The sequence below is a fragment of the Micromonospora sp. WMMD1219 genome, from assembly GCF_049315215.1.
Lineage (GTDB): Bacteria > Actinomycetota > Actinomycetes > Mycobacteriales > Micromonosporaceae > Micromonospora > Micromonospora tulbaghiae.
This window is the reverse complement of the sequence record NZ_CP186057.1, coordinates 2638806-2665400: the sequence shown is the minus strand read 5'-3', so window position 1 is coordinate 2665400 and position 26595 is coordinate 2638806. Positions and strand designations below refer to the sequence as shown.

27 protein-coding genes and 2 pseudogenes are annotated in these 26595 nt (G+C 70.7%); 20 read left to right on the top strand and 9 right to left on the bottom strand.

The window, feature by feature from the left end; translation table 11 throughout:
• The first annotated feature begins 308 nt into the window (after window positions 1-308).
• Window positions 309-1214 carry a hypothetical protein gene (locus tag ACN27C_RS12835; protein ID WP_422751221.1) on the top strand — a complete coding sequence of 302 codons (906 nt, stop codon included), beginning with the start codon at window positions 309-311 and terminating at the stop codon, window positions 1212-1214.
• Window positions 1215-1403: 189 nt separating this feature from the next.
• Here the strand turns inward: ACN27C_RS12835 and ACN27C_RS12830 are convergent, their stop codons facing one another.
• From ACN27C_RS12830 to ACN27C_RS12815, 4 genes are all read right to left on the bottom strand, one after another.
• On the bottom strand, window positions 1404-1940 hold the full coding sequence (locus ACN27C_RS12830) for a DUF4760 domain-containing protein (RefSeq protein WP_422751220.1): 537 nt from the start codon (window positions 1938-1940) through the stop codon (window positions 1404-1406).
• A gap of 180 nt (window positions 1941-2120) precedes the next feature.
• The gene (locus tag ACN27C_RS12825) at window positions 2121-2765 is read right to left on the bottom strand and encodes a hypothetical protein (RefSeq protein ID WP_422751219.1); all 645 of its coding nucleotides are present in this window, start codon (window positions 2763-2765) and stop codon (window positions 2121-2123) included.
• A 594-nt stretch (window positions 2766-3359) separates the two neighbouring features.
• Complete coding sequence (locus ACN27C_RS12820; protein WP_422751218.1) at window positions 3360-3893, bottom strand: phosphotransferase-like protein; 534 nt, start codon at window positions 3891-3893, stop codon at window positions 3360-3362.
• On the bottom strand, window positions 3893-4774 hold the full coding sequence (locus ACN27C_RS12815) for an AAA family ATPase (RefSeq protein WP_422751217.1): 882 nt from the start codon (window positions 4772-4774) through the stop codon (window positions 3893-3895). The genes ACN27C_RS12820 and ACN27C_RS12815 overlap by 1 nt, the downstream gene beginning before the upstream one ends.
• 169 nt (window positions 4775-4943) lie before the next feature.
• Between ACN27C_RS12815 and ACN27C_RS12810 the strand changes: the two genes are divergently transcribed.
• From ACN27C_RS12810 to ACN27C_RS12750, 13 genes and pseudogenes are all read left to right on the top strand, one after another.
• Window positions 4944-5261 carry a hypothetical protein gene (locus tag ACN27C_RS12810; protein WP_041799353.1) on the top strand — a complete coding sequence of 106 codons (318 nt, stop codon included), beginning with the start codon at window positions 4944-4946 and terminating at the stop codon, window positions 5259-5261.
• A 294-nt stretch (window positions 5262-5555) separates the two neighbouring features.
• Window positions 5556-6447 (top strand): annotated as a pseudogene (locus tag ACN27C_RS12805) (hypothetical protein).
• Between the two features lie 85 nt (window positions 6448-6532).
• Window positions 6533-7405, top strand: a complete 873-nt coding sequence (locus tag ACN27C_RS12800; RefSeq protein WP_422751216.1) for an FtsK/SpoIIIE domain-containing protein — start codon at window positions 6533-6535, stop codon at window positions 7403-7405.
• Window positions 7402-7614, top strand: coding sequence for a hypothetical protein (locus ACN27C_RS12795; RefSeq protein ID WP_210883953.1), 213 nt, complete (start codon window positions 7402-7404; stop codon window positions 7612-7614). The genes ACN27C_RS12800 and ACN27C_RS12795 overlap by 4 nt, the downstream gene beginning before the upstream one ends.
• A gap of 84 nt (window positions 7615-7698) precedes the next feature.
• Window positions 7699-8136 (top strand): DUF6197 family protein, encoded by a 438-nt coding sequence (locus ACN27C_RS12790; protein ID WP_422751215.1) that lies wholly within the window; start codon window positions 7699-7701, stop codon window positions 8134-8136.
• Window positions 8136-8435: a hypothetical protein gene (locus ACN27C_RS12785; protein WP_422751214.1), complete on the top strand. Its 300-nt coding sequence runs from the start codon at window positions 8136-8138 to the stop codon at window positions 8433-8435. Before ACN27C_RS12790 ends, ACN27C_RS12785 begins: the two co-directional genes overlap by 1 nt.
• Window positions 8432-8782, top strand: coding sequence for an RRQRL motif-containing zinc-binding protein (locus ACN27C_RS12780; protein WP_013288473.1), 351 nt, complete (start codon window positions 8432-8434; stop codon window positions 8780-8782). Before ACN27C_RS12785 ends, ACN27C_RS12780 begins: the two co-directional genes overlap by 4 nt.
• On the top strand, window positions 8779-9075 hold the full coding sequence (locus tag ACN27C_RS12775) for a hypothetical protein (RefSeq protein ID WP_422751213.1): 297 nt from the start codon (window positions 8779-8781) through the stop codon (window positions 9073-9075). The genes ACN27C_RS12780 and ACN27C_RS12775 overlap by 4 nt, the downstream gene beginning before the upstream one ends.
• Complete coding sequence (locus tag ACN27C_RS12770) at window positions 9062-9817, top strand: hypothetical protein (protein WP_422751212.1); 756 nt, start codon at window positions 9062-9064, stop codon at window positions 9815-9817. The genes ACN27C_RS12775 and ACN27C_RS12770 overlap by 14 nt, the downstream gene beginning before the upstream one ends.
• Window positions 9814-10077 carry a hypothetical protein gene (locus ACN27C_RS12765; protein WP_422751211.1) on the top strand — a complete coding sequence of 88 codons (264 nt, stop codon included), beginning with the start codon at window positions 9814-9816 and terminating at the stop codon, window positions 10075-10077. The genes ACN27C_RS12770 and ACN27C_RS12765 overlap by 4 nt, the downstream gene beginning before the upstream one ends.
• Window positions 10077-11861: a replication initiator gene (locus ACN27C_RS12760; RefSeq protein WP_422751210.1), complete on the top strand. Its 1785-nt coding sequence runs from the start codon at window positions 10077-10079 to the stop codon at window positions 11859-11861. Before ACN27C_RS12765 ends, ACN27C_RS12760 begins: the two co-directional genes overlap by 1 nt.
• A gap of 22 nt (window positions 11862-11883) precedes the next feature.
• Complete coding sequence (locus ACN27C_RS12755; RefSeq protein WP_013288478.1) at window positions 11884-12072, top strand: helix-turn-helix transcriptional regulator; 189 nt, start codon at window positions 11884-11886, stop codon at window positions 12070-12072.
• Window position 12073: 1 nt separating this feature from the next.
• The gene (locus ACN27C_RS12750) at window positions 12074-13180 is read left to right on the top strand and encodes a tyrosine-type recombinase/integrase (RefSeq protein ID WP_030501476.1); all 1107 of its coding nucleotides are present in this window, start codon (window positions 12074-12076) and stop codon (window positions 13178-13180) included.
• Window positions 13181-13200: 20 nt separating this feature from the next.
• Here the strand turns inward: ACN27C_RS12750 and ychF are convergent, their stop codons facing one another.
• The 3 genes from ychF to ACN27C_RS12735 are packed head-to-tail and all read right to left on the bottom strand — an operon-like array spanning window position 13201 to window position 15634.
• Window positions 13201-14286 (bottom strand): redox-regulated ATPase YchF, encoded by a 1086-nt coding sequence (gene ychF / locus ACN27C_RS12745; RefSeq protein WP_422751209.1) that lies wholly within the window; start codon window positions 14284-14286, stop codon window positions 13201-13203.
• Between the two features lie 58 nt (window positions 14287-14344).
• Window positions 14345-15091, bottom strand: coding sequence for a Type 1 glutamine amidotransferase-like domain-containing protein (locus ACN27C_RS12740; RefSeq protein ID WP_422751208.1), 747 nt, complete (start codon window positions 15089-15091; stop codon window positions 14345-14347).
• A gap of 30 nt (window positions 15092-15121) precedes the next feature.
• Window positions 15122-15634 (bottom strand): MarR family winged helix-turn-helix transcriptional regulator, encoded by a 513-nt coding sequence (locus tag ACN27C_RS12735; RefSeq protein ID WP_364775893.1) that lies wholly within the window; start codon window positions 15632-15634, stop codon window positions 15122-15124.
• A 92-nt stretch (window positions 15635-15726) separates the two neighbouring features.
• On the opposite strand from ACN27C_RS12735, the pseudogene ACN27C_RS12730 reads away from it, so the two are divergent.
• Window positions 15727-16548, top strand: a pseudogene (locus ACN27C_RS12730) (EamA family transporter); the annotation flags it as partial.
• Window positions 16549-16781: 233 nt separating this feature from the next.
• Here ACN27C_RS12730 and ACN27C_RS12725 read toward each other — a convergent pair.
• Window positions 16782-17246, bottom strand: coding sequence for a hypothetical protein (locus ACN27C_RS12725; RefSeq protein WP_233586042.1), 465 nt, complete (start codon window positions 17244-17246; stop codon window positions 16782-16784).
• Between the two features lie 242 nt (window positions 17247-17488).
• On the opposite strand from ACN27C_RS12725, the gene ACN27C_RS12720 reads away from it, so the two are divergent.
• The 5 genes from ACN27C_RS12720 (at window position 17489) to valS (ending at window position 26030) form a co-directional block, all read left to right on the top strand.
• On the top strand, window positions 17489-18940 hold the full coding sequence (locus tag ACN27C_RS12720; RefSeq protein WP_120573200.1) for an AlkA N-terminal domain-containing protein: 1452 nt from the start codon (window positions 17489-17491) through the stop codon (window positions 18938-18940).
• The gene (locus tag ACN27C_RS12715) at window positions 18937-19449 is read left to right on the top strand and encodes a methylated-DNA--[protein]-cysteine S-methyltransferase (RefSeq protein WP_120573199.1); all 513 of its coding nucleotides are present in this window, start codon (window positions 18937-18939) and stop codon (window positions 19447-19449) included. The genes ACN27C_RS12720 and ACN27C_RS12715 overlap by 4 nt, the downstream gene beginning before the upstream one ends.
• 37 nt (window positions 19450-19486) lie before the next feature.
• A complete protein-coding gene (locus ACN27C_RS12710) occupies window positions 19487-21307 on the top strand; it encodes an ABC transporter ATP-binding protein (protein ID WP_422751207.1) in 1821 nt (606 codons plus the stop codon).
• A 17-nt stretch (window positions 21308-21324) separates the two neighbouring features.
• Window positions 21325-23304 (top strand): ABC transporter transmembrane domain-containing protein, encoded by a 1980-nt coding sequence (locus ACN27C_RS12705; RefSeq protein ID WP_422751619.1) that lies wholly within the window; start codon window positions 21325-21327, stop codon window positions 23302-23304.
• Window positions 23305-23465: 161 nt separating this feature from the next.
• Window positions 23466-26030 carry a valine--tRNA ligase gene (gene valS, locus ACN27C_RS12700; RefSeq protein ID WP_422751206.1) on the top strand — a complete coding sequence of 855 codons (2565 nt, stop codon included), beginning with the start codon at window positions 23466-23468 and terminating at the stop codon, window positions 26028-26030.
• A gap of 52 nt (window positions 26031-26082) precedes the next feature.
• On the opposite strand, the gene ACN27C_RS12695 is transcribed toward valS, so the two are convergent.
• Window positions 26083-26520: a hypothetical protein gene (locus ACN27C_RS12695; RefSeq protein WP_358192262.1), complete on the bottom strand. Its 438-nt coding sequence runs from the start codon at window positions 26518-26520 to the stop codon at window positions 26083-26085.
• Window positions 26521-26595 lie beyond the last annotated feature (75 nt).

Here is a 26595-nt window from a genome sequence, read left to right as displayed (position 1 = left end):
TGGCGAGCAGGTTGGCTCCGAGCCGCTGGAAGCCGGCTACCCAGTTACGCGATCCGTTGTTGCCCCTTGTTACCCCTGTTAGCGGGCACGCGACGGGCACGGCAGGGATGGCCAGCGTGACGCGGCGCTGGCATGATCGACGCGTGGGGTTCCCTGTGGACACTTCCTGGTCGCCGTCTAGAGAAGATGCGGCCGCAGCGGTCGACGCTTGCGGTGGCCCGAGACGTGTCCGCGCACACCGCCCAGCTATCCATCCCGCCTGACGATGCTCTGAACTAGCCGGATTCAACGACGGCCTGGAGGAACGTTTGATCGACGTAACGTTTGGCGATGACATTCCTCTTCCTGCCGTAAATGTCGAAGCATACCGCGCCATCTACAGGATTGAGAACTGGCTAAGACGCATAACCCTCGCTGCATATATGAACAAGTACGGTACAGCCTGGCCATCGCACATCGATCCTCAGCTCCGGGGTGCGCTGCGAGGTCGTGTGCAGGCTAACGGTGGTCGCATTTATCTGAACGCCGAGTCGGACGACAATCTGATTTGGTTGACGATGCATAAGGAGTTGCGTCGTCTATTGCTGGACGAGGAAATTTGGCCCTTTGTGCAGCGGATTCTAAGTCTGCCCAAGGATGCCCTTGGTTCCAAACTGCTAGAGCTGAACGAAATTCGTAACATGCTTGCCCACAACCGCGCCTTGACCCCTACTACCAGTGTCATTCTTGCAGGGCTGTGCGCTTCGTTTGAGGCCGGTATACATCGCTTCAAGATGGAAACGCTGTACGGATATGGCGAGATTTTGGGCGAGGATGAAGGGCAGCCGCTAATCGAGGAGTTGCGCGATCAAGTAGGCGTCTCGCTGATGACAGCGTCCGGGTATCAAGCCTTTGTCTCAATGAATCAGAACGTGTATGAACTCGTCTGTCTGCCTGTTGAACGACATGACCGAGATTGGGTGAACGTAGCCGCGCTGCTGAAAACCTACAGGAGTAGCCTGTCCTCAATTCTTTCTTTCTGCCTCAATGCAGAGGGCTCCGAGTACAGGATACTTCTTCCGAGGTCTCTCGCTGTTGAAGAAATCGCCCCCACGTACGCAAAGTTCGCGAACAACCCTCCAATCTGGACCGAAAAGCCGTACTCGAATCAGAGTGACAAATACCTACACAATCCAAAGGTGTGGTTTTATCAGAATCAGACGCCTGAAGACTAGTGTGCTTCGCATTGTTGCAATCGTGGTACGCGCGAAGCTAACAGTCGTCCCGCTGCTGGGAGTTGACTTTCTTCGTCCCGAAGAAACTTCCGGGCCGGCTAGACCAGCTTCGATCTGCCTGCTGAGCTGCGGGAAGGGTCCGCTAGCGTCCACGGTCGTCTGGCGGTGTGTGTACCGGTCGTCACTCAGTTAGTAACTCGTCCTTGTCCCGCGCCGCGCCCGACGACCTCCATCCAGCGCTTGTCGAATCAACTTGTGGTTGATGACCTCCGCGTCTTGCCGGTCGGACAACAGAGCCAACATCTCAAAATACCCCAGGTAGTACCGGACGCCTCGACGCTGCCGCTCTGCTTCAATGCAGGGTTTGAGCTTTAGCCACAATCGGCTACAACCATTTCCCAGGAACGCCACGAATGGTTCCGACGGTAGTAACCTGTGACCTATCAACAAGCCCAAATGGTCGAAATAGTAGGCTAGGCGAAAGCCGTCCTCGCGGACCTCGTCGGGCAGCATTGACAGCGGCGGGGCCGGTTCTTCGTCACTCGACAAGCGATATACCTTATCCCGCGAATCACGCATAGGCAGGCTGCGGTACTCGGCAAATAGCGCAAGGATGGCAGAGTTCGTGTCGCTCCTTCTCGACGCCTGCAACTGCCGGACGGCGACTAGGACCGACACCGCGAGCGCCGCAGCAGACAGCACGGCAGAGAGAATGTTGAAAATCACAGCACCATCCTTGGCTGGCGATTTCCCGCATAGCCTATCTGGTCCCCGCAACACCAGACATTGAAGCGGAACTTAGACGGCCTCTCCCCTGACCTGCGGCGATCTGGTCGGCGCGCTGGTCACGCTCGCTCCGCCGCCCCTACGTAGCCGTTCAGTCGAACGCTCGAACCGATCGCCGGCCTAACCGAACGGCGCTGGTGAACTGGGTCGAGCATTGGGCAGCGCATATGGAATGGTTAGAGCTGGAGACGCAAGGCCACGATCAGCGCGCATTAATTCAACAGTCTTTCTAGCAATAGCCTTATAGCTGTCGTGCGCACCAATTGCCGCATCTAGCCCATTCGATTCCTCTGAAATAGGGAGCAAAGCATCCACTTCGGCGACAAACTTTGACATAACATCGCAGCATTCACGGGCGGAATTTCGGACAGGCGTGGAGGCGAAAAGCTCCAGCTCCGCCAAGATTCCTACGGCATCCACGCTGGCCTGGTAAAGCTCATCGGTCTCTAGGGTGAATAAGTGCCCATCTCCTGCCTCTAATATCTGTCTGATAAGAGCTGCCTTTCGACCCCAACTCCAAATCGTCTGCATAAAATGCATATAGGTCTCTTCGCGGGACTCGCGATGCCGAAGCTCATCTTCTCGCTGCCACTGCGCAGCCCGGTCATCCCGCTCTCGCTCCCAGCGCTCTTGGTCTCGTTTGCGTTCCAACTCCCATCGACGGTCCTCGCGGCGGGTCGTAAGCACCTGGGTCGAGATAGCGGCCCCGAGGGTGCCGATAACGCCAAGCGCGGCGACGAGGAGCACTGGCCAAATCTGGTTCATGGTGAGAGTGTCCAGCCTTGACGCAAACTCAACCTGCGCCCGACCTGCCATCCCGTCTGCCGTCGGCCCGCCCACCTGGGGAGCGGGCCGCCACCCGGCCCGCCACGTCAAGACGGCCTTGACGCACGGTCGGACGCTGGCGGGTCGGGCGGTGGTCTGCTCGGCTCGCCCGGGTCGTCGGCTGGCGGGATGACCCGCGCAACCACCCACGGACCGCAACGCGCCGACGGGGTTGCAACCATCTCGGAGCCCGAGCGCCCCCGCCGGAGGCGCAGTAACCGCAACCCCGCCACCGCCGCCAGATCGCCGACGCGACCGGCGTGCGCTCCCCTACGCCGCGCGGGCTCGTGACCGCGCGGCCCCGGCTGGCTGCCGGCCCAGCCCTCACCCGTCAACGGTCTGTCGTGCTGCGGCGGCCCTCCGGGCTTCCCGCCCTCCGCGCCAGCCGCCGGGCGTGTTGCGTGGCCGGAGTCGGAGCGCCAGCGCAGCGACGGACGCGCGCCCAGGCGGCGGCGCGTGCGGCCCGTTCAGGGCCGCCTTGAAGACGTACAGAAACTTTGAACCACCTCGCCGGCAGTCCGGCCGCCCATGCCTCTACGGCGCCGCAGCCCGCACCGCCTGGTCGATGAGCAGTGCCGCTTGGTCCGCCGTCGTCTGCGAGGTGTCGATGGTGATGTCCGCGGTCGACGCAGGCGCAGTTTCGTCCCATGCTCTGAGCCGCTGCCAGGTGTCGCCCGTCCCTCGTCGAACTATTCGCTGTTCGGCCACGTCTCGGGGGCAGGTGAGAGCCACGACGGTCCAGGACACATCGGGGAAGGCTTGCCGTACAGCTTCGATTGCCTCGACCTGGCCGAGATGCACGACGGGAATGGCGTCGTCGAGCTGCTGACGGAGGCCGGGGCTGTCGACGACATACACCGAGCCATACCGCTGGTTCTCCCAGACCACATCACTTGATGCCCGCAGCGCGGTTAGCTCGGCTTCGGTGGTCATACGGTAGCCATCAGTGCGCCCAGGTCCAACCTTCAGGCGTTGGAACTGCTGGTAGCGGTCGTCGAGCTGGTGCAGGGCCGCCGTGATGGTGTCTTTCCCTGATGCTGGCGGACCGTAGAGGATCACGCCGTGCATCAGTCGAGCTCCAACCCCATCAAGGACTTCACCAAGGTTTCCGCCTGTTCCTGTAAGGGCTTCGCAGACACACAGTTGTTGACGACCGTGTGATCGACTGGCGGCCGGAAACCTGTATCGATGCGGCTGAGGTAGCCCGCCCAGTCAGCGAGCTTTGCCGCATCGCGTGCAGCTCCCCGTCTCCGCAGGTACAGGTTCATCGTGTCCTCGTCGCAGTACACCCAAACCACGCTCAGCGAGGCGTCCATGCTGGCGAATCGTGCGCGCGTCCGGTCCAGCCACTGCGGGTTCTGAAACTCGGCAATGAAGGGTGCAGTCACGATGACGCTGTTGCCGCACTGCACGTTCTCTTCCGCCGCAGCACTCAGGGCTTCGTACTCCCGGGGCCGGACGAGCTTCAGGTAAGTTTCCGACTCCCGGTCATGCGGTGACTGGCCCAGAATCTCCAACGCGGCTTCAACGATTGGCCGGGTCAGCGTGTCCTTGTCGAGCATGGGCCAGCCGGTGGCACGAGCAAGCATTCGGCCTAACTCGGTCTTGCCGCTGCCGGCGTACCCGCCGATGAGCACCACGCGCGGCTTCGGCAGGCGGACCGGCCCCCGTCGCTCCTGGTTGGGCACGCGCACAACCCTCTTGGACCGGGACTTGCTCTCGATGACGCCTTCTGCTTCCAGCAGCTTCATGGCTGAGGTGACGGTGAAGGCGCTCGTGTTCCACTCGGCCGCCAGCTCGCGGCTAGATGGCAGGACATCGCCATCCCGTCTGATGCCAGCGGCGATCTCGTTCCGGATGTGCCGGGCGATCTGCTGGTGTACGGACTCGCCCCGGACCTGCCGAGGGCGCAATGAAGCCGGGTCCGGCTTCTCGGTAGAAGCGTCCACTACCAGAGCCTACCAGTCACCTAACATCTGGCTTTCCCTGTAACCGCAGGTCAAGTCGCCGTTTCAGATAGTGATTACCTAACAGTTGCTTTGCCTACCAACCAACTGTTAGCTTCGATGCATCGAGCAGTCGTCCACAGGGGATGCGCTCAACTACGGGAGGTCTGTTGTGAAGCTGTACGTGGACACCACGAGCAAGCAGGTGACGGCGTCGAAGGACCCGGAGCCGAAGAACGACCAGAACGGCAACCAGAAGTCCGAGAAGAACACGGGCCGGCCCATGTGGTCCACCCAGGTCTTCGTGCTCGACGAGACGGGCGGGGAGGTCATCACCATCACCACGGCGGGTGAGAAGCCGAACGTGAAGGTGGGCGACTTCCTCGCGGTCGAGCAGTTGGAGGCCATTCCGTGGGCGACCAACGGGCGTAACGGCGTCGCGTTCCGGGCGGTGTCGCTGAAGCCGAAGACTGGTTCTCCGGCCAAGTAGGTCTCTTCGCACGTCGTGCTGTGTGAGCCACAGGTGTCCGTGGCTTGCGAAGCGGCCTGATGGTCCGCTGATTCAACCCCATGCGGTTCCGGGAGTGTTCCTGACTCCTACGTTCCCGGACCGGTCGTCACGACAGGTGGCGGCAAGAAGGAAATTGGCCCGGGGTCGGTACTGACTCCTACATCTGCCGACCCCGGTGCCGTCAACTCATCCGATCCCAACTGGCACTTGGGAGGACTCGTCGTGTCCAAGTCTAGCCCTCGCCGTTCCTTCGGCGGGAAGTCAACCGGAACGGTGACGGTCATTGAGGCCAGGGTTCACCGTTCCTCGGCCCGTAACGCCCGGCTGGCGTTCGTTCTGTCGGCGGTCATCGTCGGTCTTCTGTCGGCTGTGGTGGCCGCGTCCTATATGCACCCGATCCTGGCTCTGTTCCTCGGCGCGCTCGTCGGCGTGCCGCTCGGTGGGATCGCGTGGGTGCTGGTCCGGATCTGGCCGGTGCTGCGGCTGCTGTGGTGGTGGGCGATCGAGATCGTGCTCGCGGTCGCCGTGCTCACCTTCTGGGTGCAGCTCGCCGACCACACCCCGGCCGTGGTGACGCTGCTCGTGGTCGCCCTGGTCGTCGGTGTCCCGGCCGCCGTGCCGGTCTGCCGCCGCCAGGTGATCGCCTGGGCGTGGTGTCTCGTGGTGAGGCATCGGCTGCGGGTGTGCTTCTCGCAGTTCATCATCGCCAACCAGTCCGGTTCGCTGCCGCTGATCCTGTGGGCTCGTCCCACGCCGGTCGGTGAGCGGGTCTGGGTGTACCTGCGTCCTGGCCTGTCGGCCAAGGACCTGGAAGGCCGCCTCGACAAGATCGCCGTGACCTGTCACGCCTCCACCGTGCTCATCGAGCGCGCCTCGGAGCGGACCGCCGCGTATCTGCGGTTCGACATCAAGCGCCGTGAGGTGCTGACCGCCACTGTGGGTTCGCCGCTGGTCGACGTGATCGACCCGGACGCCCCGACGGTCGAGCAGGCACCGCTGACGGTGCCGACCGCCCTGGACCTGCCGGACGTCGACGTCCCGACGATCACCCTCCCGGCACAGCAAACCCGCCGGCAAGAAGCCGGCCACCACCACGACGGCCAACGGCAGCAAGCCCGCGGCTTCGTCCTCGACGCCCGAGGACGACGTCTCCGACTGGATCTGACCCCCATCTCACCTGGGACGCGAGGAGCCCTGCGGGCTCGTTCGTGTGGTTCCTCGCGTCCACCAACCGCCCAAGGAGGGCACCGATGACCGCGATTCCCGCCCCCGCTGCTGCGGTGCCGGTGGGTCCTGGCCTGTCGATGTTCGACCCGATCTTCATCGGGATCGACGAGTTCGGCCAGCCCGTCTACATCACCCTCGCCTACCGCAACCTTCTCGCCGGTGGTGAGCCCGGCGGCGGAAAGTCCGGGCTGCTCAACTGCATCGCGGCCCACGCCGCGCTCAGCGTCGACTCCCGGCTCGTGCTGCTCGACGGCAAGCTCGTCGAGCTGGGCCAGTGGGAAGACTCCGCTGACGCGTTCATCGGCCCGGACATCACCGAGGCCCTGACCGTCCTCAAGCGGCTGCAACTGGTGATGAACAACCGCTACGCCTGGCTGCGTGCCCACGGGCGCCGCAAGGTGACCGCCGACGACGGCCTGTCGGTCATCACCGTCCTGGTCGACGAGATCGCCTTCTACTCCGCCACCGTCGGCAGCAAGCAGGAGCAGGAAGAGTTCGTCGCTCTCCTGCGTGACCTGGTCGCCCGGGGCCGGGCCGCCGGTATCCCGGTCGTGGCCGCGACGCAGCGGCCGTCGTTCGACATCATCCCCACCAGCCTGCGGGACCTGTTCGGCTACCGGGCCGCGTTCCGCTGCACCACCCCGAACAGCTCGAACATCGTCCTGGGCCACGGCTGGGCCGAGCAGGGCTACACGGCCACCGACATCGCCCCCACCAACCAGGGCGCGGCCTACCTCATCGCCGAAGGCGGCGTCCCGCGCCGCATCAAGGTCGCCTACCTGACCGATGCCCAGATCGCGGGCATCGCGGACTACGCCGCCTGGGTCCGCCGGCCCCGCCGGTTACCGGACCAGGTTCCGGACCTCACCCGCGTCGACTTCGGGGTGGCGGCATGACCACCCGGGAACGCACCTACGCCAAGGCCAACAGCCAGCGGGCCGCGCAGTACACGGAACTGTGGATCGTCGGCCGTCCCGAGGACATCGCCGCCATGGTCCAGGTCGCCTCGGCCAGCGGCCGACTCGTCTACCTGTCCGCCCCGAGATCGATGGGCGGCGACGACACCCGCCAACGCCGCTACCTGCGGCTGCGCACCACCCGATAAGCGGCCGACAGGACCAGGACATCGCCTGGCAGCAGTGCTGGTCCTGCCGACCTCCACCAACAGCCCCGAAAGGACGTGGCTGCCATGAAGGCTACCCAAAACCCTGCCACCGGAGTCCGGGTCACACCCGCTGACCTGCTCCGGTGCGCTGCCCTCTACCTGCGCCGGCACGGCTGGCACCAGGGCACCTACTACGCACCCGCCACCGACATCCTCACCCCGCCGGCCTGCGCCGCCGGGGCCATCGGCATCGCCACCGCCGGACACCGCGTCGAGCACTTCTCCCAGCTCGACCCGAGCGCGCTCGCCGACTACCTCGCGGCCATGGCCGCGTTCGTCGACTACCTCGACGACCACGCCCCGGTCTTCCACATCGACGAAGACGGCTACCTGCTCGACGAGCACACCTCCCCCTACTCCTGGAACGACGACCCCGCCCGCACCGCCGAGCAGGTCATCACCGCCCTCGACGCGGCTGCCGACGAGTGGGACCGCCTCCACAACCAGGGAGGCGAGAACTGATGTTCACCGTCAAGGCGTCCTTGACACGCACCCCCTCCCGCCGCAAGCGGCGCGACGTCGTCGAGAACGCCGCGTTCGCCGCGTTCGCCCGCCGCATCATCCGCGCCCACGGCCGCCGCGTCGCCGCCGGTGACGTCGAAGCCCTCCGCGACCTCGTCGCACTGTCGGCCAACCTCGACGACGCCATCGGCGAAGCCGTCGTCGGCCTGCGGGCCTTCGGCTACTCCTGGGCCGAAATCGGCCAGCGCCTCGGCATCTCCAAGCAGGCCGCCCAGCAGCGCTGGGGAGGCCAGTCATGACCACCTACACCTACGACCCGGCCAACCCCGCCGACGAATTCCCCACCTACCCCTACCGGCTCGCCCCCGACGGCCTGGCCACCCGCCGACAACTCCGCGCCGCCGGCCTCCGCCCCGGAGGACATCACGCCGTCGCGCAGATCCTGTGGCGTCGCGGTAAGCGCGTCGCCTACCTCTACCGCCTCGACCTCGCCGCCCCCAAACGGGTCGCGACCCCGGCCCAGCGGGCCGCTATCGCCAAAGCCCTGCGGGCTCGCCGCACCTGCCGCCACTGCGGCCAGACCAAGCCCTACTACATCCCCCGCCGCTACGGCTGCTGCCTCGACTGCCACGGAGGCGACCGATGACCTTCAACCTGTCCGACCCGTGCCTGTGGTGCATCGAGGGCAACTCGCCCGCTGGCGTCCACGACATCCTCGGCCCCGTCTACACGCCCTGCCCCGTCTGCCTCGGCCGTTGCGCCCTCTGCGAAGGCGACGGCCTCTTCCCCGCCGACTTCACCTGCCTGCCCTGCTTCCGCAACCAGCTCGCCGCCCGGGGCCTGGCCCCGATCATGTGCGCCCACTGCTCCGGCGTGGTCGACCTCATCCCCCTCGACAGCATCCCGGCACCGGAGGTGACCCCCCATGCCCACCACTAACCCGACCGCTGCCTGGCCCGCCCGCCTCGAAGGCGGCGTCCTGGTCCTCATCGTCATTTTCGTCGGCCTCGCCGCCGGGGCGGCTTCCTTCACCCACGTCCACGACTGGACCATGGCCAACAGCCCGGAAGGCACCTCCGGCTGGTTCGGCTGGGCCAACGCCGTCATCTCCGAACTCGTCCCGGTCGCCTGCCTGCTCGTCATCCGCCGTCGTAAGCGCCACGGCGGCCCGATCGGCTACCCCCTGGTCCTCCTGATCGCCTTCGCCGGCTTCTCCCTCGCCGCGCAGCTCGGCGTCGCCGTCGGCCAAGTCGGCCCCTCCGGCTGGCTCCTGTCCGCCGTCCCCGCTCTGGCATTCATGGCTCTGGTCAAACTCGTCCTCGCCCCCGTCAAAACCACCACCGACAACACCGACACCAACGACGCTGCCGACCAGCTCGTCGACGAGCTGCCGACCATCGACACCCCGCCAGCCGTCGACACCCCGCCGGCAGTCCCGGCCGTCGTCGAGGCACCCGTCAACCCGGTGCCGATAACCCGACCCGAGGTGCCCGCGCACCTCATCCCCACCGCCCGCTTCGTCATCGGCCGCCACGAACAGAGCACCGGCCGCCCCATCACCATCGACGAACTCGCCGGACTGCTCACCGTCACCCCGGACATCGCCCGGGAACTGCTGCACACCCTCGGCGGCCACACCACCGCCGTCAACGGCACCCCCGTGGCCGGTGGTGCCCGATGACCATTCACGTCGTCGACATCGAGCAGGTCACCCACACCTGCCCCGCCTACCCGGACGAGCCGCACCCCTACGACACCCGACGCACGGTCATCCACGTCATCCCCGGCGGCCCTTGCCGGACCCCGGTCACCATCCGCTGCGGCCGGGTGACCATCACCATCGCGTGTCACCGGCACGAACCGGCCGCCCGCCAGTGCGGGGCCTGCCGGACCATCGTCACGCAGCACTCCATCACCAACCGGCCCGAGGTGGCCGCCTGATGGCGTCGACGCTGGACCTCACACCCCGGACCGCTCTGGCCCGGGGTGTGGGCTCGAACGCCGACACCACCACCCCCGTCTACGCCTACACCGCCGCCGGTTCCGCGTTCCAACGCGCCACCCGACCCGACTACTTCGGCTGGCTCGACCACGTCCGCGCCGCTGCTGGCTGCACCCGACCCATCCGCCTCGCCGGCAGCCTCTACACCGTCGAACCCGGCACCGGCCGCATCCTCGACCAGCGGCACACCGACGCCATGCCCGACGCCGCCATCTACAAGGCGTGCGGCAACCGCCGCGCCACGGTCTGCCCTACCTGCGCGCAGACCTACCAGCGGGATGCCTTCCAACTCCTGCGCGCGGGCCTGGTCGGCGGCAAAGGCGTCCCCGAATCGGTGGCATCGCATCCGGCGGTGTTCGCCACCTTCACCGCGCCGTCGTTCGGCACCGTTCACGCCCGGAAGGTGAAGCGGCACACCTGCCGCAACCGACGCCGCTGCGACTGCCGCGCCGAACCCTGCCACGCCCGCCGCGACACCGGACTCTGCGCGCACGGCCGACCCGCCGTCTGCTGGGCGCGCCATGAGACGGGTGATGCGGTGCTCGGGCATCCGCTGTGCCTGGACTGCTACGACCACGACCACCAGGTCGTCTGGAACATCTTCTCCGGCGAACTCTGGCACCGCACCAAACAAGCCGCCGAACGCTGGCTCGCCAAACTCGCCCAACGCCGCGGCATCCCCCGCGTCGAGCTGGTCACCGCCTCCGGCAAGACCCGCAAAGTCGCCCCGGTGAGGCTGTCGCCCGGGAAGGTCGCCGAACTGCAAGCACGGGGAGCGGTGCACTTCCACGCCATCGCCCGCCTCGACGGCGTCGACGGCCTGGACCCCGACAACGTCGTGCCCCCGCCGGCCGGGTTCACCGTCGACGACCTTGTAGACGCGCTGCGCCACGCCGCCCGGCAGATCGCCTTCCACACCCCGCCTCACCCTGACCGGCCCGACGGCTGGCCGATTGCCTGGGGCGAACAGCTAGACCTGGAACCAATCGCCACCGACGGCACCGGAGAGGTCACGGACAGCCTCGTCGCCGGATACCTTGCCAAGTACGCCACCAAGAGCACCGAGGCCACGGGGCACACCTCCACCCGCCTGACCGCCGACACCATCGGCGACTTCGCCGACCCCGACGGCGACCACACCGCCCGCCTCATCGACGCCTGCTGGCGCATTGGCCGACCCACCAACGCCCCGGTCCCACTGTCCGGACGGCCACGGGAACGCCGTCCACGTCCCGGTTTCATCGAGCGCTGGGAGTGCCCCGACTGCGGCACCCACACTCGCTACCGGGCCTGCCCCGTCTGCGTCGCCCAGCGTCAAGCTGCCCTTGACGCTGAACCGTCAAAACCGGCCAGCGGCAACCCGTACACCCGCCTACGGCGGTGGGCGCACATGCTCGGCTACGGCGGCCACTTCCTCACCAAAGCCCGCCGCTACTCCGTCACCTTCCAACTCCTGCGCGACACCCGCGTCCAGTACCGGCGCCACGAGCACCAGGACCACGAACACCCCGCCGCCAGCGGCCCACCCGTCGAGCAGGTCGACGAGGACACCACGCTCATCGTCGGCAGTCTCACCTTCGCCGGAGTCGGCTGGCACACCTCAGGTGATGCCCTGCTCGCCAACACCGCCGCCGCCCTCGCCCGCGAGCGACGAACCACCGGCCGCGAAGAACTCGCCCACGAACTCGGCACCACCCCGGCCGGTATCGCGTCGGCCGCATAGCTGACGACAGGAGGAGACAGCATTGGCAACCCGTGAAGCAGCGACCGAACTGTGGTCGATCGAGGAGGTGTCGGCGTTCCTGCGGGTGCCTGTCGGCACGCTTTACCAGTGGCGCTACCGGCGCACCGGTCCCCGGGCGTTCAAGGTCGGCCGACACCTGCGCTACGACCCGGCCGACGTGCGGTCCTGGCTGTCGGGGCAGGCGGCCTGACATGGGCAGCGTGGAGAAGCGGACACGTGACGGCAAGGTCACCTACCTGGCCCGGTGGCGCGACGACGCCCGCCGCCAGCGCAAGCGCTCCTTCACGCGCAAGGCCGACGCCGATCGCTTCCTCGCCCAGGTCGAAGCCGACATCGTGCGCGGGCAGTACGTCGACCCGTCCGACAAGACGACCGTCGTCGAGTACGCCCGGCGGTGGGCTGCCGGCCGCGCTCACCGTCCCACCACTGCCCGGCGTGTCTCCAGCTTGATCGAGACGCACATTGCCGCGACTCCGCTCGGCTCTCGCCGCCTGGCGGCCGTCGTGCCCTCCGAGGTCCAGGCGTGGGCGGCAGACCGTGGCAAGGTGCTGTCGCCGTCGACTCTGCGCAACCTCGTCGGGCTGCTCCGCTCGGTCTACGCGGCGGCCGTGCTGGATCGGCTCGTCGGCCGCTCGCCTGTGGTCCGGGTCAGCCTGCCGTCAACCCACCGGGAACGCGTCGTGCCGCTCACCGTTGACCAGGTTCGCGCGCTCGCTGACGCGATCCCCGCCCGCAACCGCGCCATGGTCCTCACCCAGGCCGGGTTGGGCCTGCGTCTCGGCGAGCTGCTCGCGCTGCGGGTGCAGGATGTCGACTTCGCCGCGCGCCTGGTGCGGATTGAGTGGCAGTTCGCGCCACAGTCCAAGGTGCGGACGGTCCCCAAGACACCGCGCTCGCGCCGGATCGTGCCGCTGCCCCAGGTCGTCGCCGACGCGCTGCGGGCGCATATGGCGCAGTTCCCGCCGGCTGATGACGGCACCCTGTTCACGACCCGCTTCGCCGGCCCCTACCGGCACGACTACTACGGCTCGCTCATCTTCGGCGCGGCCGTGCGGAAAGCGGGCCTGCCGGAGAGCATCACGACCCACGACCTGCGTCACCACTACGCCTCGGTCCTGCTGATGCAGGGTGAGTCGGTCATCACCGTGGCGGAGAGGCTAGGGCACGAGAACGCGACGTTGGTCCTGTCGACGTACGGTCACCTGATGCCGGACTCGGAGGAGCGCACCCGCCGGGCGGTCGATGAAGCGTGGGGTTGTGCCCCCGGTGTGCCCCAGGGCGAGGCACCAAACCGCTGACCTGCGGAAACGGGCCGGATTCAGACGTTGAAGCGGAACTCCACCACGTCGCCGTCCTGCATGACGTACTCCTTGCCCTCGATCCGGACCTTGCCGGCGGCCTTGGCCGCCGCCATCGAACCGGCCTCGACCAGGTCGGCGTAGGAGACCACCTCGGCCTTGATGAAGCCGCGCTGGAAGTCGCTGTGGATCACCCCGGCGGCCTCCGGCGCGGTCGCGCCGACCGGGATGGTCCAGGCCCGCGCCTCCTTGGGCCCGGCCGTCAGGTACGTCTGGAGCCCGAGCGTCCGGAAGCCCACCCGGACGAGCTGGTCCAGGCCCGGCTCGGACTGCCCGATCGACTCCAGCAGCTCGCGGGCCTCGTCCTCGGGCAGGTCGACCAGCTCGGACTCGATCTTGGCGTCCATGAAGATCGCCTCGGCGGGCGCGACCAGGCCGCGCAGCTCGTCGAGGAACTCCTCGTTGCCCAGCTCCGCCTCGTCGACGTTGAACACGTAGAGGAACGGCTTGGTGGTGAGCAGGTGCAGCTCACGCAGGTGTTCCAGCTCGACCTTCGCGGCGGCGGCGCCCGCGTACAGGGTCACGCCGTTGTCGAGGACCTCGACCGCCTTCTTGGCGGCCTCGACCGCGGCGGCCCGGTCCTTGCGGAGCTTGGCCTCCTTCTCCAGCCGGGGCAGCGCCTTCTCCAGCGTCTGGATGTCGGCCAGGATCAGCTCGGTGTTGATCGTCTCGATGTCGTCGGCCGGGGAGACCTTGCCGTCGACGTGCACCACGTTCGGGTCGGAGAAGGCGCGCACCACCTGGCAGATCGCCGAGGCGTCGCGGATGTTGGCGAGGAACGCGTTGCCCCGGCCCTGCCCCTTGGAGGCGCCCCGGACCAGGCCGGCGATGTCGACGAACGAGACCGGCGCCGGCAGCACCTTCTGCGAGGAGAAGATCTCGGCCAGCTTGGCCAGCCGCTCGTCGGGCAGCCCGACCACGCCGACGTTCGGCTCGATGGTGGCGAACGGGTAGTTCGCGGCGAGCACGTCGTTCTTGGTCAGCGCGTTGAACAGGGTGCTCTTGCCCACGTTGGGCAGGCCGACGATGCCGATGGTGAGACTCACGACGAACCAGCTTACGCGGTTCGCCGCTCACGCCGGGCAGGCAGGTCCGCGAAGCCGGTCACTCCGACCCGACGGACAGCAGGCGCGGCTCGATCCGGGTCTCCCGGACCGTGCCGTCCTCGGCGCGGACCAGCTCGTACGCGGCCACGCCGGGCCGGTCAGCCACCGCCTCGGCCAGCCGGGTGCCCCGGTAGATCAGCCCCACGCCGTCGTCGGTGCAGTGGCTCGCGGGCAGCGTGCCGTCGGCGACCAGCCGGTGCATCAGCGGGCGGCGCTGCTCCTCGCTGTCGTAGTGCACGCCGTTGCCGTACGGCAGCCAGCCCAGCCCTTCGGTGAAGGGCCGCAGCGTCGGGCCGTAGCTGTCGGTGGCGCCGCCGGTGTGCCAGCAGATCGAGCCGGCGGAGACCCCGCCGAGCACCACTCCGGCCTGCCAGCACTCGTGCAGGATCTCCGGCAGGCCGTGCACCCGCCAGACCGCGCAGAGGTTCGCCACGCTGCCGCCGCCGACCCAGACGATGTCCTGCGCGAGCAGGTGCGCGCGGATGTCCTCGACGTTGGGCATCGGGTAGAGCGCCAGGTGGGAGGCGCGGAACCGGGTGCCGGCGAACGCGCCGTAGAAGACGGTGAACCCGGTCGGCTGGTCGCCGGTGGCCTGGCCGAGGTAGCAGATGCGGGGCGCGTCACCGGCCCCGGCCAGTTCGGCCGCCAGATCGAACAGGGCGCTGGGCCGCGCGTCCCAGGGGCCACGGCGACGGCTGGCGAAACCCATGCTGGTGGCGACGATCGTCGGTTCGGTGGCGGGCACGGTTTTCCTTCCGGGCGGTGGCGGCGCCGATCATTGTGCCGGATCCGCGGGCCCGGCCTCGGCCGCGGCGAGCAGCGCGCGCAGCAGATCGGCCAGCCGGTCCCGGTCGGCGGGCGGCAGCGCGTCGAGGATCCGGCGCTGCACCGCGAGCCCGGCCTCGGCCGACTCCTCCACCACCCGCCGACCGGTGTCGGTGAGGGTGACCCGCAGCGCCCGCCGGTCGGCCGGGTCCGGCGAGCGCCGCACCAGGCCGGCCCGTTCCAGACGGTCGAGCCGCCCGGTCATGCCGCCGGAGGTGAGCATCAGCGAGGCGGCGAGCGCCTTCGGCGCCAGCGTGTACGGCGAGCCGGAGCGCCGCAGCGCCGCCAGCACGTCGAACTCGCCCCGGCCGATGCCCCAGCCCGCGTACACCTTCTCCTGGCCGTCGCCGACCAGCCGGGCCAGCCGGTAGATGCGGCCGAACACGGCCATCGGCTCGGGCCGCATACCTGGTCGTTCCCGCCGCCACTGCTCGACGATCGCGTCCACCTCGTCGCCTGTCACGGCTGCCGATTGTGCCGCACGTCCCACTTCCCCTTTTCGCTCGGGGCTGATTAGCTCAGCCCTAAGATACTTAGGGCTGAGGAGAGGCCGTTATGAACCGCCGCTGGACCGACGTCGCGCTCACCGCCGCCGCACCCGTCACCTGGGGCACCACCTACCTGGTCACCGCCGAACTCCTTCCCCCGGACCGGCCGCTCTGGGCCGGGGCGATCCGCGCTCTCCCGGCCGGTCTGCTGCTGCTCGCGCTGACCCGCCGACGACCACACGGACTCTGGTGGGGGCGGGCCGCAGTGCTCGGCGCGCTGAACATCGGGGTGTTCTTCCCGCTGCTGTTCCTCGCCGCGTACCGGCTTCCCGGCGGCACCGCCGCCGTCCTCGGCGCCGCGCAGCCCCTGCTGGTGGCGGTGCTGACAGTCGCGCTGCTCCGCGACCGCCCGACCCGGCCGGCGCTGGTCGCCGCCGCGGCCGCCCCGCTCGGCGTCGCCCTCGTGGTGCTGCGCCCGGGCGCCGGCCTCGACCCGCTCGGCGTCGCCGCCGGACTGGCCGGCGCCGTGGCGATGGCCGCCGGGCTGGTGCTCACCCGCCGCTGGGGCCGGCCGCCCGGAGTGGGCGTCCTCGCGGCCACGAGCTGGCAGCTCGTCGCCGGCGGCCTGATGATCGTGCCGGTCGCCGCCGCCGTCGAGGGCGCGCCGCCCGTGCCCGACGGGCCGGCCCTTCTCGGGTACGCGTGGCTCGGGCTGGCCGGCACCGCGCTGGCGTACGTGCTGTGGTTCCGCGGCGCGGCGCGACTGCCGGTGTCCCGCGTGTCGGTGCTCGGCGCGTTGAGCCCGCTCACCGCGGCGGCGCTCGGCTGGATGGTGCTCGGCGAGGCGCTGGACCCGGTCCAGCTCACCGGTTTCGCGGTGGCCGTGGCGGCGATGGTGCTCGCCCAGATGCCCGACCGGTCGCCACGCCCGCGCCCGGGCGGCGACGCGGACAGCCCGGCGGCACCGGCCGGCCTTCACGCAAGTGACCGGGCGGCGGCGTCGGCCGGCCCGCGGGCAGGCGGCAGGGCGGCGGCGTCAGCCAATCTCCGGGCAGGCGGCCCGACGGCAGCGCCGACCGGCCTTCGGGCAGGCGGTCCGACGGCGGCCTGGTGGCGGCGCGGTCAGCCGGCCCGCAGCCGACGCCAGTCGTCCGGCCACGCCTCGGCGGCGACGCCCTCGGGCAGCACACCGGCCGGTAGCTGCGCCGCGGCCGCGAGCGGCAGCGTGAACCGGTGCGCGGCGGCGGGCCCGGCCGCGTACGACCGGTCGAGCAGCCACCGCACCTCGTCGGCGGTCCAGCCCAGGCCGGAACGGGCGGCGATCTCGCGGACCAGCCGCAGGCCGACCCGGGTGTCGTCGTCGTAGAAGCGCATGCACCAGTGATGCGCCCACATGCCGAGCGCGCGCAGCCCGTCCGGGTCGAGGGAGCCGGCCAGCCGCCCGCAGGCGGTGTCCGCGAAGGGGCGACCGGGGTCACCGGCCCGGTCGCGCTCGATGGCGCCGTACGCGGCCGACGCCACCACCCGCATCCGCTCGTAGAAGCCCTCCACCACCGCGGCGTCCAACGGTGCTCGCCCCGATCGCATCAGCGGACACCCCGCCCGGCCACGCTCGCCATGCCCCGCACCTCTTCTTGAGTTGGTGGCGGGACGCTACCGACCACTTACGACACTTTCTCGGGTCCGTCGGCCATGATCCACGCCATCTCGGCGGAGTGGCGGTGTCCCGGGGCGCGGGACACCGCCACTTCCCCGAGCTGGCGCGACTGCCGCACGTCATGTCCGAATCCCGCCAGCCGGGCCCGGGAGCTGCGAGGCAGGATCGTGGCATGGAGCTGGACTTCGAGCGCTGCTACCGAGCCGTCGACAGCCGCGACCCGCGGTTCGACGGCTGGTTCTACACCGGTGTGACGTCGACCGGGATCTACTGCCGGCCGTCCTGTCCGGCGATGACGCCGAAGCGGCAGAACGTCCGGTTCTTCCCGTCCGCCGCCGCCGCGCAAGGGGCCGGGCTGCGGGCGTGCCGCCGGTGCCGGCCGGACGCGGCGCCCGGCTCGCCCCAGTGGGACGTCCGGGCCGACCTGGTCGGCCGCGCCATGCGGCTGATCGCCGACGGCGTGGTGGACCGGGACGGGGTGCCCGGCCTGGCCACCCGGCTGGGCTACACCGAGCGGCACCTGCACCGGATGCTCCGGGCCGAGCTGGGCGCCGGCCCGCTGGCGCTGGCCCGCGCCCAGCGCGCGCAGACCGCCCGGATCCTGATCGAGACCACCGGCCTCGGCCTGGCCGAGGTGGCCTTCGCCGCCGGGTTCGGCAGCGTCCGGCAGTTCAACGACACGGTCCGCGAGGTCTACGGCGGCACCCCGTCCGAGCTGCGGGCCGGCCGGCGTGGCCCGGCGGCGACCACCGGGGCGGGCACGCTCTCGCTGCGGCTGGCACACCGGCCGCCGCTGCACGCGGGCGCGCTGCTGGACTTCCTCGCGCTGCGCGCGCTGCCCGGCGTCGAGGTGGTCCGCGACGGCACCTACCACCGAGGGCTGCGCCTGCCGCACGGTCCCGCCACTGTCGCGCTGACCCCCGCCGACGGCCACATCGACGCCACGCTGCGGCTGGCCGACATGCGTGACCTGGCTCCCGCGGTGGCCCGCTGCCGCCGCCTGCTCGACCTGGACGCCGACCCGGTCGCGGTGGACGCCACACTGGCCGCCGACCCGGCGCTGGCCCCGGCCGTCGCGGCCGAACCCGGCGTCCGGCTGCCGCACGCGGTCGACGGTTTCGAGCTGGCCGTCCGCGCCGTCACCACCCAGCAGGTCTCGCTGGCTTCGGCGCGGACCACGCTCACCCGCCTGCTCTCCGCCACCCGGACTGCGAGCGGGGCGGGCGCCGACGACCCGGCGGACGGCCTGGTGGCGTTCCCCGGTCCGGCGGAGGTGCTCGCGGCGCCGGACACGGCGTTCCGGATGCCGGCGGCACGCCGGGAGACGCTCCGCGCGCTGGCCCGCGCGGTCGCCGACGGCGAGCTGGACCTGGAACCCGGAGGCGACCGGGAGGAGACGGTCCGGCTCCTGGCCGCGGTGCCCGGCGTCGGCCCGTGGACCACCGGCTACCTGGCCATGCGCGCACTCGGCGACCCCGATGTCGCGCTCACCACCGACCTGGGCGTACGCCGCGGCGCAGCAGCGCTCGGCCTGTCCGACGACCCGAAGACCCTGTCCGCGTACGCCGACCGCTGGCGCCCCTGGCGGTCGTACGCGACCATCCGACTCTGGAGAGCAGCATGAGCACTGTGGACAGCACCGTCATCGACACCCCCGCCGGCCCGCTGAGCGTGCTCGCCGGCCCGACCGGGGCGGTACGCGCGGCGGGGTTCACCGCCGACCCGGCCGTCCTGATGCCGTTGATCCACCCGAGCCTGCGCGGCGAACTGCGCGAGCGGGCCGACCTCGGTCCGGTGACCGCCGCCGTCCGGGCCTATCTGGACGGTGACCTCACCGCGATCGACGCGGTCGCCGTGGAGCAGCACACGGGCGGCGCATTCCTGACGCACGCCTGGCAGGTGCTGCGCGACGTGAAGCCCGGCGACCCGGTCACCTACACCGGGTTCGCCGCGCTGGCCGGGCGGCCGGCCGCGATCCGGGCCGCCGCGGCGGCCTGCGCGCGCAACGCCGCCGCGCTGTTCGTGCCCTGCCACCGGGTGCTGCGCACCGACGGTTCGCTCGGCGGCTACCGCTGGGGGCTGGACGTGAAGAAGTGGCTTCTCGGGCATGAGGGACGGGTGACGGCTAGCTGACAGCCGGAGTGTCACCCCCGGCCGCTACCGTCGGGTAGTGCCCGCGTCCAGCGACGGCAACTCCGCGGCGCATACCGGCGCCCGGTCCCAGCCGCTGCGCAACCTCTGGCGGCTGCGGCCCTACCTGCGCCCGTACGCGATGGAGTTCGCCTGGCTGCTGGTCGCGGCGCTGGCCGCCACCGCTGCGAGCCTGGCCGTTCCGCTCGTGGTGCAGCGGGTCGTCGACGGGCCGGTGGCCCGGCACGACGAGGCCGGGCTGCTGCGGCTCGGCACCCTGGCGCTGCTGCTCGGCGTGGCCGAGGCGGTCCTCATCTTCATCCGCCGCTGGACGCAGTCGTCGTCCTCGGTCGGGATGGAGGCCGCCATCCGCGCCGACATCTACGCCCACCTGCAACGGCTTCCGGCCGGCTTCCACGACCGCTGGCAGTCCGGCCAGTTGCTGTCCCGGATCACCAGCGACCTCTCGGTGATCCGGCGGTTCCTCTCCTTCGGGCTGCTGTTCCTGGTGCTCAACCTGGTCACCTACGCGGCGGTGGTGGCGCTGCTGATCCGGCTGCACCTGTGGCTGGGGCTGCTGGTCGCGGCGAGCGCCGTACCGCTGTTCCTGATCAGCCGCCGCTTCGCGCGCCACTACCACGCGGCGTCGCGCCGGATGCAGGACCAGCAGGGCGATGTCGCCACGCTGGTCGAGGAGACGGCGCTGGGGTTGCGCACCATGCGGGCGTACGGGCGCGGGCCGGAACTGGCGGCCCGGTTCGCCGTCGGCGCGCGCCGGCTGCACGACACCGGGATCGGCAAGGCCCGGCTGCTGGCCCGCACCTCCGCGATGTTCGACCTGGTGCCCAACCTGACGCTCGGCGCGGTCCTGGTGGCCGGCGCGGCAGCGGTCGCCGAGGGCGCGCTGTCCATCGGTGAGCTGGTCGCGTTCGTCAGTCTCCAGCTCATGCTGATCTGGCCGGTGCAGTCGCTGGGCTGGATCATCGCCAACGGCCAGGAGGCCGCGACCGCCGCCGACCGGATCCAGGAGGTCCTGGACACGCCGCCGACCATCGTGGACGCACCGCACGCCCGGCCGCTCGACCGGGGCGAGGTACGCGGCCGGCTCCGCTTTGAGGGGGTCAGCTTCCGCTACCCCGGCACCTCCGCGCCGGTGCTGCGCGACCTGGACCTGACCGTCGAGCCGGGCGAGACGATGGCGCTGGTCGGCGCCACCGGCTGCGGCAAGAGCACGCTGCTGTCGCTCGTCCCCCGGCTGCACGAGGTGACGCGCGGCCGGGTCACGATCGACGGGCACGACGTGCGTGACCTGCGGCTGGAGTCGTTGCGCCGAATGGTCGCCGTGGCGTTCGAGGAGCCGACGCTGTTCTCCATGTCGGTCTGGGAGAACCTCACCCTGGGCCGTCCGGACGCGAGCGAGGACGAGGTCCGGGCCGCGCTGACGCTGGCCCAGGCGGAGTTCGCGTACGAACTGCCGTGGGGGCTCGCCACCCGGGTCGGCGAGCAGGGGCTGTCGCTGTCCGGCGGGCAGCGGCAGCGCCTCGCGCTGGCGCGTGCGGTGCTCGGCCGGCCCGCGGTGCTGGTGCTCGACGACCCGCTCTCCGCGCTGGACGTGCACACCGAGGCACTCGTCGAGGCGGCCCTGCGCCGGGTGCTGCGGGACACCGCCACCACCACCCTGCTGGTGGCGCACCGCCCCTCGACAGTGGCGCTGGCGGACCGGGTGGCGTTGCTCGACGACGGCCGGATCGTCGCCGTCGGCACCCACTCGGAGCTGCTGGCCCGCGTACCCGCTTACCGGGCGGTGCTGTCCGCCGAGCCGGAGCGACGGAGCGACGGCGTCGGCCTGGTGCGCTCGTGACCGGCCGCGCGCCGCGGGTGCCCCGGCCCCGCGACGCGCCGAACGGCAACGGGACGGCCGGCGCGCGCAACCGCGGCGACCCGGACGCACCGGCCGGCCGCGCGACGACCGACCCGGACGGTCACCCGACGACCGGGCCGGGCGGCACCGCTCCGGACGCGGACCTGTCGCGCTGGCGGGGGCGGGCCACCGACCCGGACGCCGACCGCAGCCGCGCCGAGGACTCGTCCCCGGCGGCGGTGACCCGGCTGCGTGCGCGCAGCCGGGTCCTGCTGCGACGGCTGCTGCGCCCGCACCGGCGTGCGCTCGGGCTGGCGGTGGCGTTGCTGCTGGCCCAGAACGCCGCCGCGATGTCCGGGCCGTACCTGGTCATGCTCGGCATCGACCGGGGCATCGGGCCGCTGCGGGCCGGTGATCCCGGCCCGCTGATCGCTGTCGCCGCCGCGTTCGTGGTCGCGACCGCCGTGGAGTACGCGGCCCGGCGCGCGTTCCTCACCCTCGCCGCCCGGATCGGCCAGGCCGTCCTGCTCGACCTGCGCCGCCGCGTGTACGGGCACTTCCTCCGCCTCGACGTCGGGTTCCACGAGCGCTACACGTCCGGCCGGATGGTGTCCCGGCTGACCAGTGACCTGGAGTCGATCGCCGAGCTGGTCGACGGCGGCATCGACAAGCTGGTGATGGCCGGGCTGTCGGTGCTGTCCGTGGCGGGCATCCTGCTCTGGCTGGACCTGCCGCTGGCGGCGGTGACGCTGCTCGCGTTCCCGTTCCTGTTCGTGCTGTCGCGCTGGTTCGCCCGCGCGTCGGCCGGGGCGTACCGGCGCACCCGGGAGGCGGTGGCGCTGGTCATCGTGCACTTCGTCGAGTCGCTGCGCGGCATCCGGGCCGTGCAGGCGTACCGGCGGGAGGACCGCAACGACCACATCTTCGGCGCGGTGAACGACGACTACCGGCGTTCCAGCCTGCGCGCGTTCCGGCTGATCGCGATCTACTCGCCGGGCATCCGGCTGATCGGCAACCTGACCGCGGCTGTGGTGCTCGGGTACGGCGGCTGGCGGGTGCTGGGCGGCGGCGTGGAGGTGGGTGTGCTCGCCGCGTTCCTGCTCTACCTGCGCCGGTTCTTCGAGCCGATGGAGGAGCTGAGCCAGTTCTACAACTCGCTCCAGTCGGCGACCGCCGCGCTGGAGAAGCTGGCCGGGGTGCTGGACGAGCGCCCGGCGGTGGCCGAACCGGCCCGGCCGGTGCCGCTGCCCGCCGGGCCGCCGCGCGGGGCGGTCACGTTCCGCGCCGTCGACTTCGGCTACCGCCGCCGGACGCCGATCCTGTCCGGCCTGGACCTGACCGTGCCGCCCGGGCAGACCGTGGCGCTGATCGGGCCGACCGGCGCCGGGAAGTCCACTGTCGCGAAGCTGGTGGCCCGCTTCCACGACCCGGATGCGGGCGCGGTCCGGTTGGACGGGGTGGACCTGCGCGACCTGGCCGACGCCGAGCTGCGCCGGGCGGTGGTGCTGGTGACCCAGGAGACCCACTTGTTCAGCGGTTCCGTGGCGGACAACATCAGATTCGGCCGGCCGGACGCCGACGACGAGGCGGTGGTCGCGGCCGCGCGGGCGATCGGCGCGCACGACTTCATCGCCGCGTTGCCCGACGGGTACGCCACCGACGTGCACCGGCGCGGCGGCCGGCTCTCCGCCGGGCAGCGGCAGCTCGTCGCGTTCGCCCGCGCGTTCCTCGCCGACCCCCGGGTGCTGATCCTCGACGAGGCGACCTCGTCGCTCGACGTGCCGACCGAACGGCTGGTGCAGCGTGCCCTGCACAACGTGCTGCGGGACCGCACCGCGCTGGTGATCGCCCACCGGCTCTCCACGGTGGAGACCGCCGACCGGGTGCTGGTGCTCGACGACGGCCGGATCGTGGAGGACGGACCACCGGCCGAGCTGATCGCCGCCGACGGCCGCTACGCCGCCCTGCACCGCCAGTGGCGCGATTCCCTCCTCTAGCCCGTTCGACCCCCGCCGATCTTGCACTTGGTGTCCACGGGATGCCCGACAAGCGGCTTACGCCGGGGCAGCAAGTGCAAGATCGACAGGGACAGAGGGCGGGGACGGGCGGGGTGGGGAAAGTCGTGGAGTGGGGCGGGCGGGCTGCCTACCATCGGCTGATGACCGACACGACGAGGAGCGCCCGCGGCGGCGTCCCCGAGCGTCCGAGCCTGGACGGCCTCGAGGAGACCTGGGCCCGCCGCTGGCAGTCCGACGGCACGTACGCGTTCGACCGCACCAAGGAGCGGTCGGACGTATACGCGATCGACACTCCCCCGCCCACCGTGTCGGGCGAGCTGCACATGGGACACGTCTTCTCGTACACGCACACCGACACGGTGGCCCGGTTCCAGCGGATGCGCGGGCGGACCGTCTTCTACCCGATGGGCTGGGACGACAACGGGCTGCCCACCGAACGCCGGGTGCAGAACGTCTACGGCGTGCGTCCCGACCCGGCGCTGCCGTACGACAAGGACTGGCGCCCGCCCGCCGCACCGGTGGACGACGCGGCCCGGAAGAACCCGACGGCGATCTCCCGGCGCAACTTCATCGAGCTGTGCGAACTGCTGACGGTGGAGGACGAGAAGGCGTTCGAGGCGCTGTGGCGGCGGCTCGGACTGTCCGTGGACTGGTCGCTGACGTACACCACGATCGGGTCGGCGGCCCGCGCGGCCAGCCAGCGCGCGTTCCTGCGCAACCTGGCCCGGGGCGAGGCGTACCAGGCCGAGGCGCCGACGCTGTGGGACGTCGGGTACGGCACCGCCGTCGCGCAGGCGGAGCTGGAGGACCGGGAGCGGCCGGGCGCGTACCACCGGCTGCGGTTCACCGGCCCCGACGGCCGCGAGGTGTTGATCGACACCACCCGGCCGGAGCTGCTGCCGGCCTGCGTGGCGCTCGTCTGCCACCCGGACGACGAGCGGTACGCGGACCTGGTCGGCGCCGCTGCGCGTACCCCCGTCTTCGGGGTCGAGGTGCCGGTGCGCGCGCACCCGCTGGCGGACCCGGCCAAGGGCACGGGCATCGCGATGGTCTGCACGTTCGGTGACCTGAACGACGTGACCTGGTGGCGTGAGCTGCGGCTGGACACCCGCGTGGTGATCGGCCGGGACGGGCGCCTGCTGCCGGAGCCGCCGGCCGGCGTGCCGGCGGAGCCCTACGCGGCGCTGGCCGGGCAGACGGTCAACGGCGCCCGGCGGACGCTCGTGGAACTGCTCGCGGACGCGGGCGACCTGGTGGGCGAGCCGCGGCCGATCACCCATCCGGTGAAGTTCTACGAGCGCGGCGACCGGCCGCTGGAGATCGTCTCGACCCGGCAGTGGTATCTGCGCAACGGCGGCCGGGACGCCGGCCTGCGCGAGGAACTGCTGGCCCGGGGCCGGGAGCTGCGCTGGGTGCCGGAGCACATGCGGCACCGGTACGAGCACTGGGTGGGCGGTCTCACCGGTGACTGGCTGGTCAGCCGGCAGCGGTTCTTCGGCGTGCCGGTGCCGGTGTGGTACCGGCTCGACGACGTTGGCGAGCCGGACTGGTCCCACCCTCTCACACCGGACGAGGCGATGCTCCCGATCGATCCGACGAGCGAGCCGCCGCCCGGGTACGAGGAGTCGCAGCGCGGCGAGCCGGGCGGTTTCACCGCCGACCCGGACGTGCTGGACACCTGGGCCACCTCGTCGCTGACCCCGCAGATCGTCGGCGGCTGGGAGACCGACCCGGACCTGTTCGCCCGGGTCTTCCCGATGGACCTGCGCCCGCAGGGGCACGACATCATCCGCACCTGGCTGTTCGCCACTGTGGCCCGGTCCCACCTGGAGCACGGCGCGCTGCCCTGGCACACGGCGGTGCTCTCCGGCTGGATCCTCGACCCGGACCGCAAGAAGATGTCGAAGTCCAAGGGCAACGTGGTCACGCCGATGGCGCTGCTGGAGCGCAACGGGTCCGACGCGGTCCGCTACTGGGCCGCCAACGGCAAGCCGGGCATGGACCTCGCCTTCGACCCGGCCCAGGTCAAGGTGGGCCGCCGGCTGGCCACCAAGCTGCTCAACGCGTCGCGGTTCGCGCTCGGGCTGGGCGCCGCCGACGCGCTGCGGGCCGCGGCGACCCAACCGCTGGACACCGCGATGCTCGCCGAACTGTCCGGCGTGGTCGCGACCGCGACCACCGCCTTCGACGGGTACGACCACACGGCCGCCCTGATGGCCACCGAGGCGTTCTTCTGGCGGTTCTGCGACGACTACATCGAGTTGGTGAAGGAGCGCGCCTACGGCACCGGGCCGGCGGCCGACTCGGCCCGGGCGGCGCTGGCGACCGCGTTGTCGGTGCAGTTGCGCCTGTTCGCGCCGGTGCTGCCGTTCGTCACCGAGGAGGTCTGGTCGTGGTGGCGGTACGGGTCGGTGCACCGCGCGCCATGGCCGACCACGTACGAGGTGGGCCGCGCGACGCAGGCGCCGGGTGACCCGGAGCTGCTGCGGCTGGCGGCGGACGCGCTGGGTCAGGTGCGCCGCGCCAAGTCGGAACGGAAGCTGTCGATGAAGGCGGACGTGCCGCTGGCCGAGGCGCTCGGACCGGCGGCGGTGCTCGACCAGCTCGGTACGGTCGCCGGCGACCTGCGCGCGGCGGGCCGGATCGCGAAGCTGGACCTGCTGCCCGACCGCACCACCGAGCTGGTCATCGCGTGCGCGTTCTGACCGTGCGAGGGGCGGCCGGCATGACGCCGGCCGCCCCTAGACGGTAGGTGCCTCAGCTCGCCGCGCAGGCGGTCTTGAGCTTGGCCCGGGCGGCGGTGAGATCCGCCTTGCTCGGCGCCTTGCCCGGCGCCTCGGCCCAGGTGTCGGCGAGGTCGGTCATGGCGGTGGCGACGCCCTTCACCGCGCCGTTGACCTCGTCGCTGCTGGTGAAGGCGTGCGTGTAGAGCGTGGCCGCGCCGGCCGAGTACTGGGCGCTGACCGCCGAGTGGCCGGCCGGCGGGCCGATCTTCTCCGCCTCGGCCACCTCCTTGAGGGCGGCCGTGATGTCCTTCTCCGCCTTCGCGCAGGTCGTCCGCGTGGCGTCGTCGAGGCCCGCCGGCGCCGGGGTCACCGGCGGCACGGACGTGGCGGCGGGGGCGGAGGGTGCCGTCGGCCCGGCCGAGGGCTCGTCCTTCCCGTCGTCGCAGCCGGACATGACGATCATCGCCACCGCGGCCGGAGCCAGCAGGGCGAGTCGAGCTGAACGCAATGTGTTCTCCCCGTGTCGGTGTTCGTAGCCGCCGCA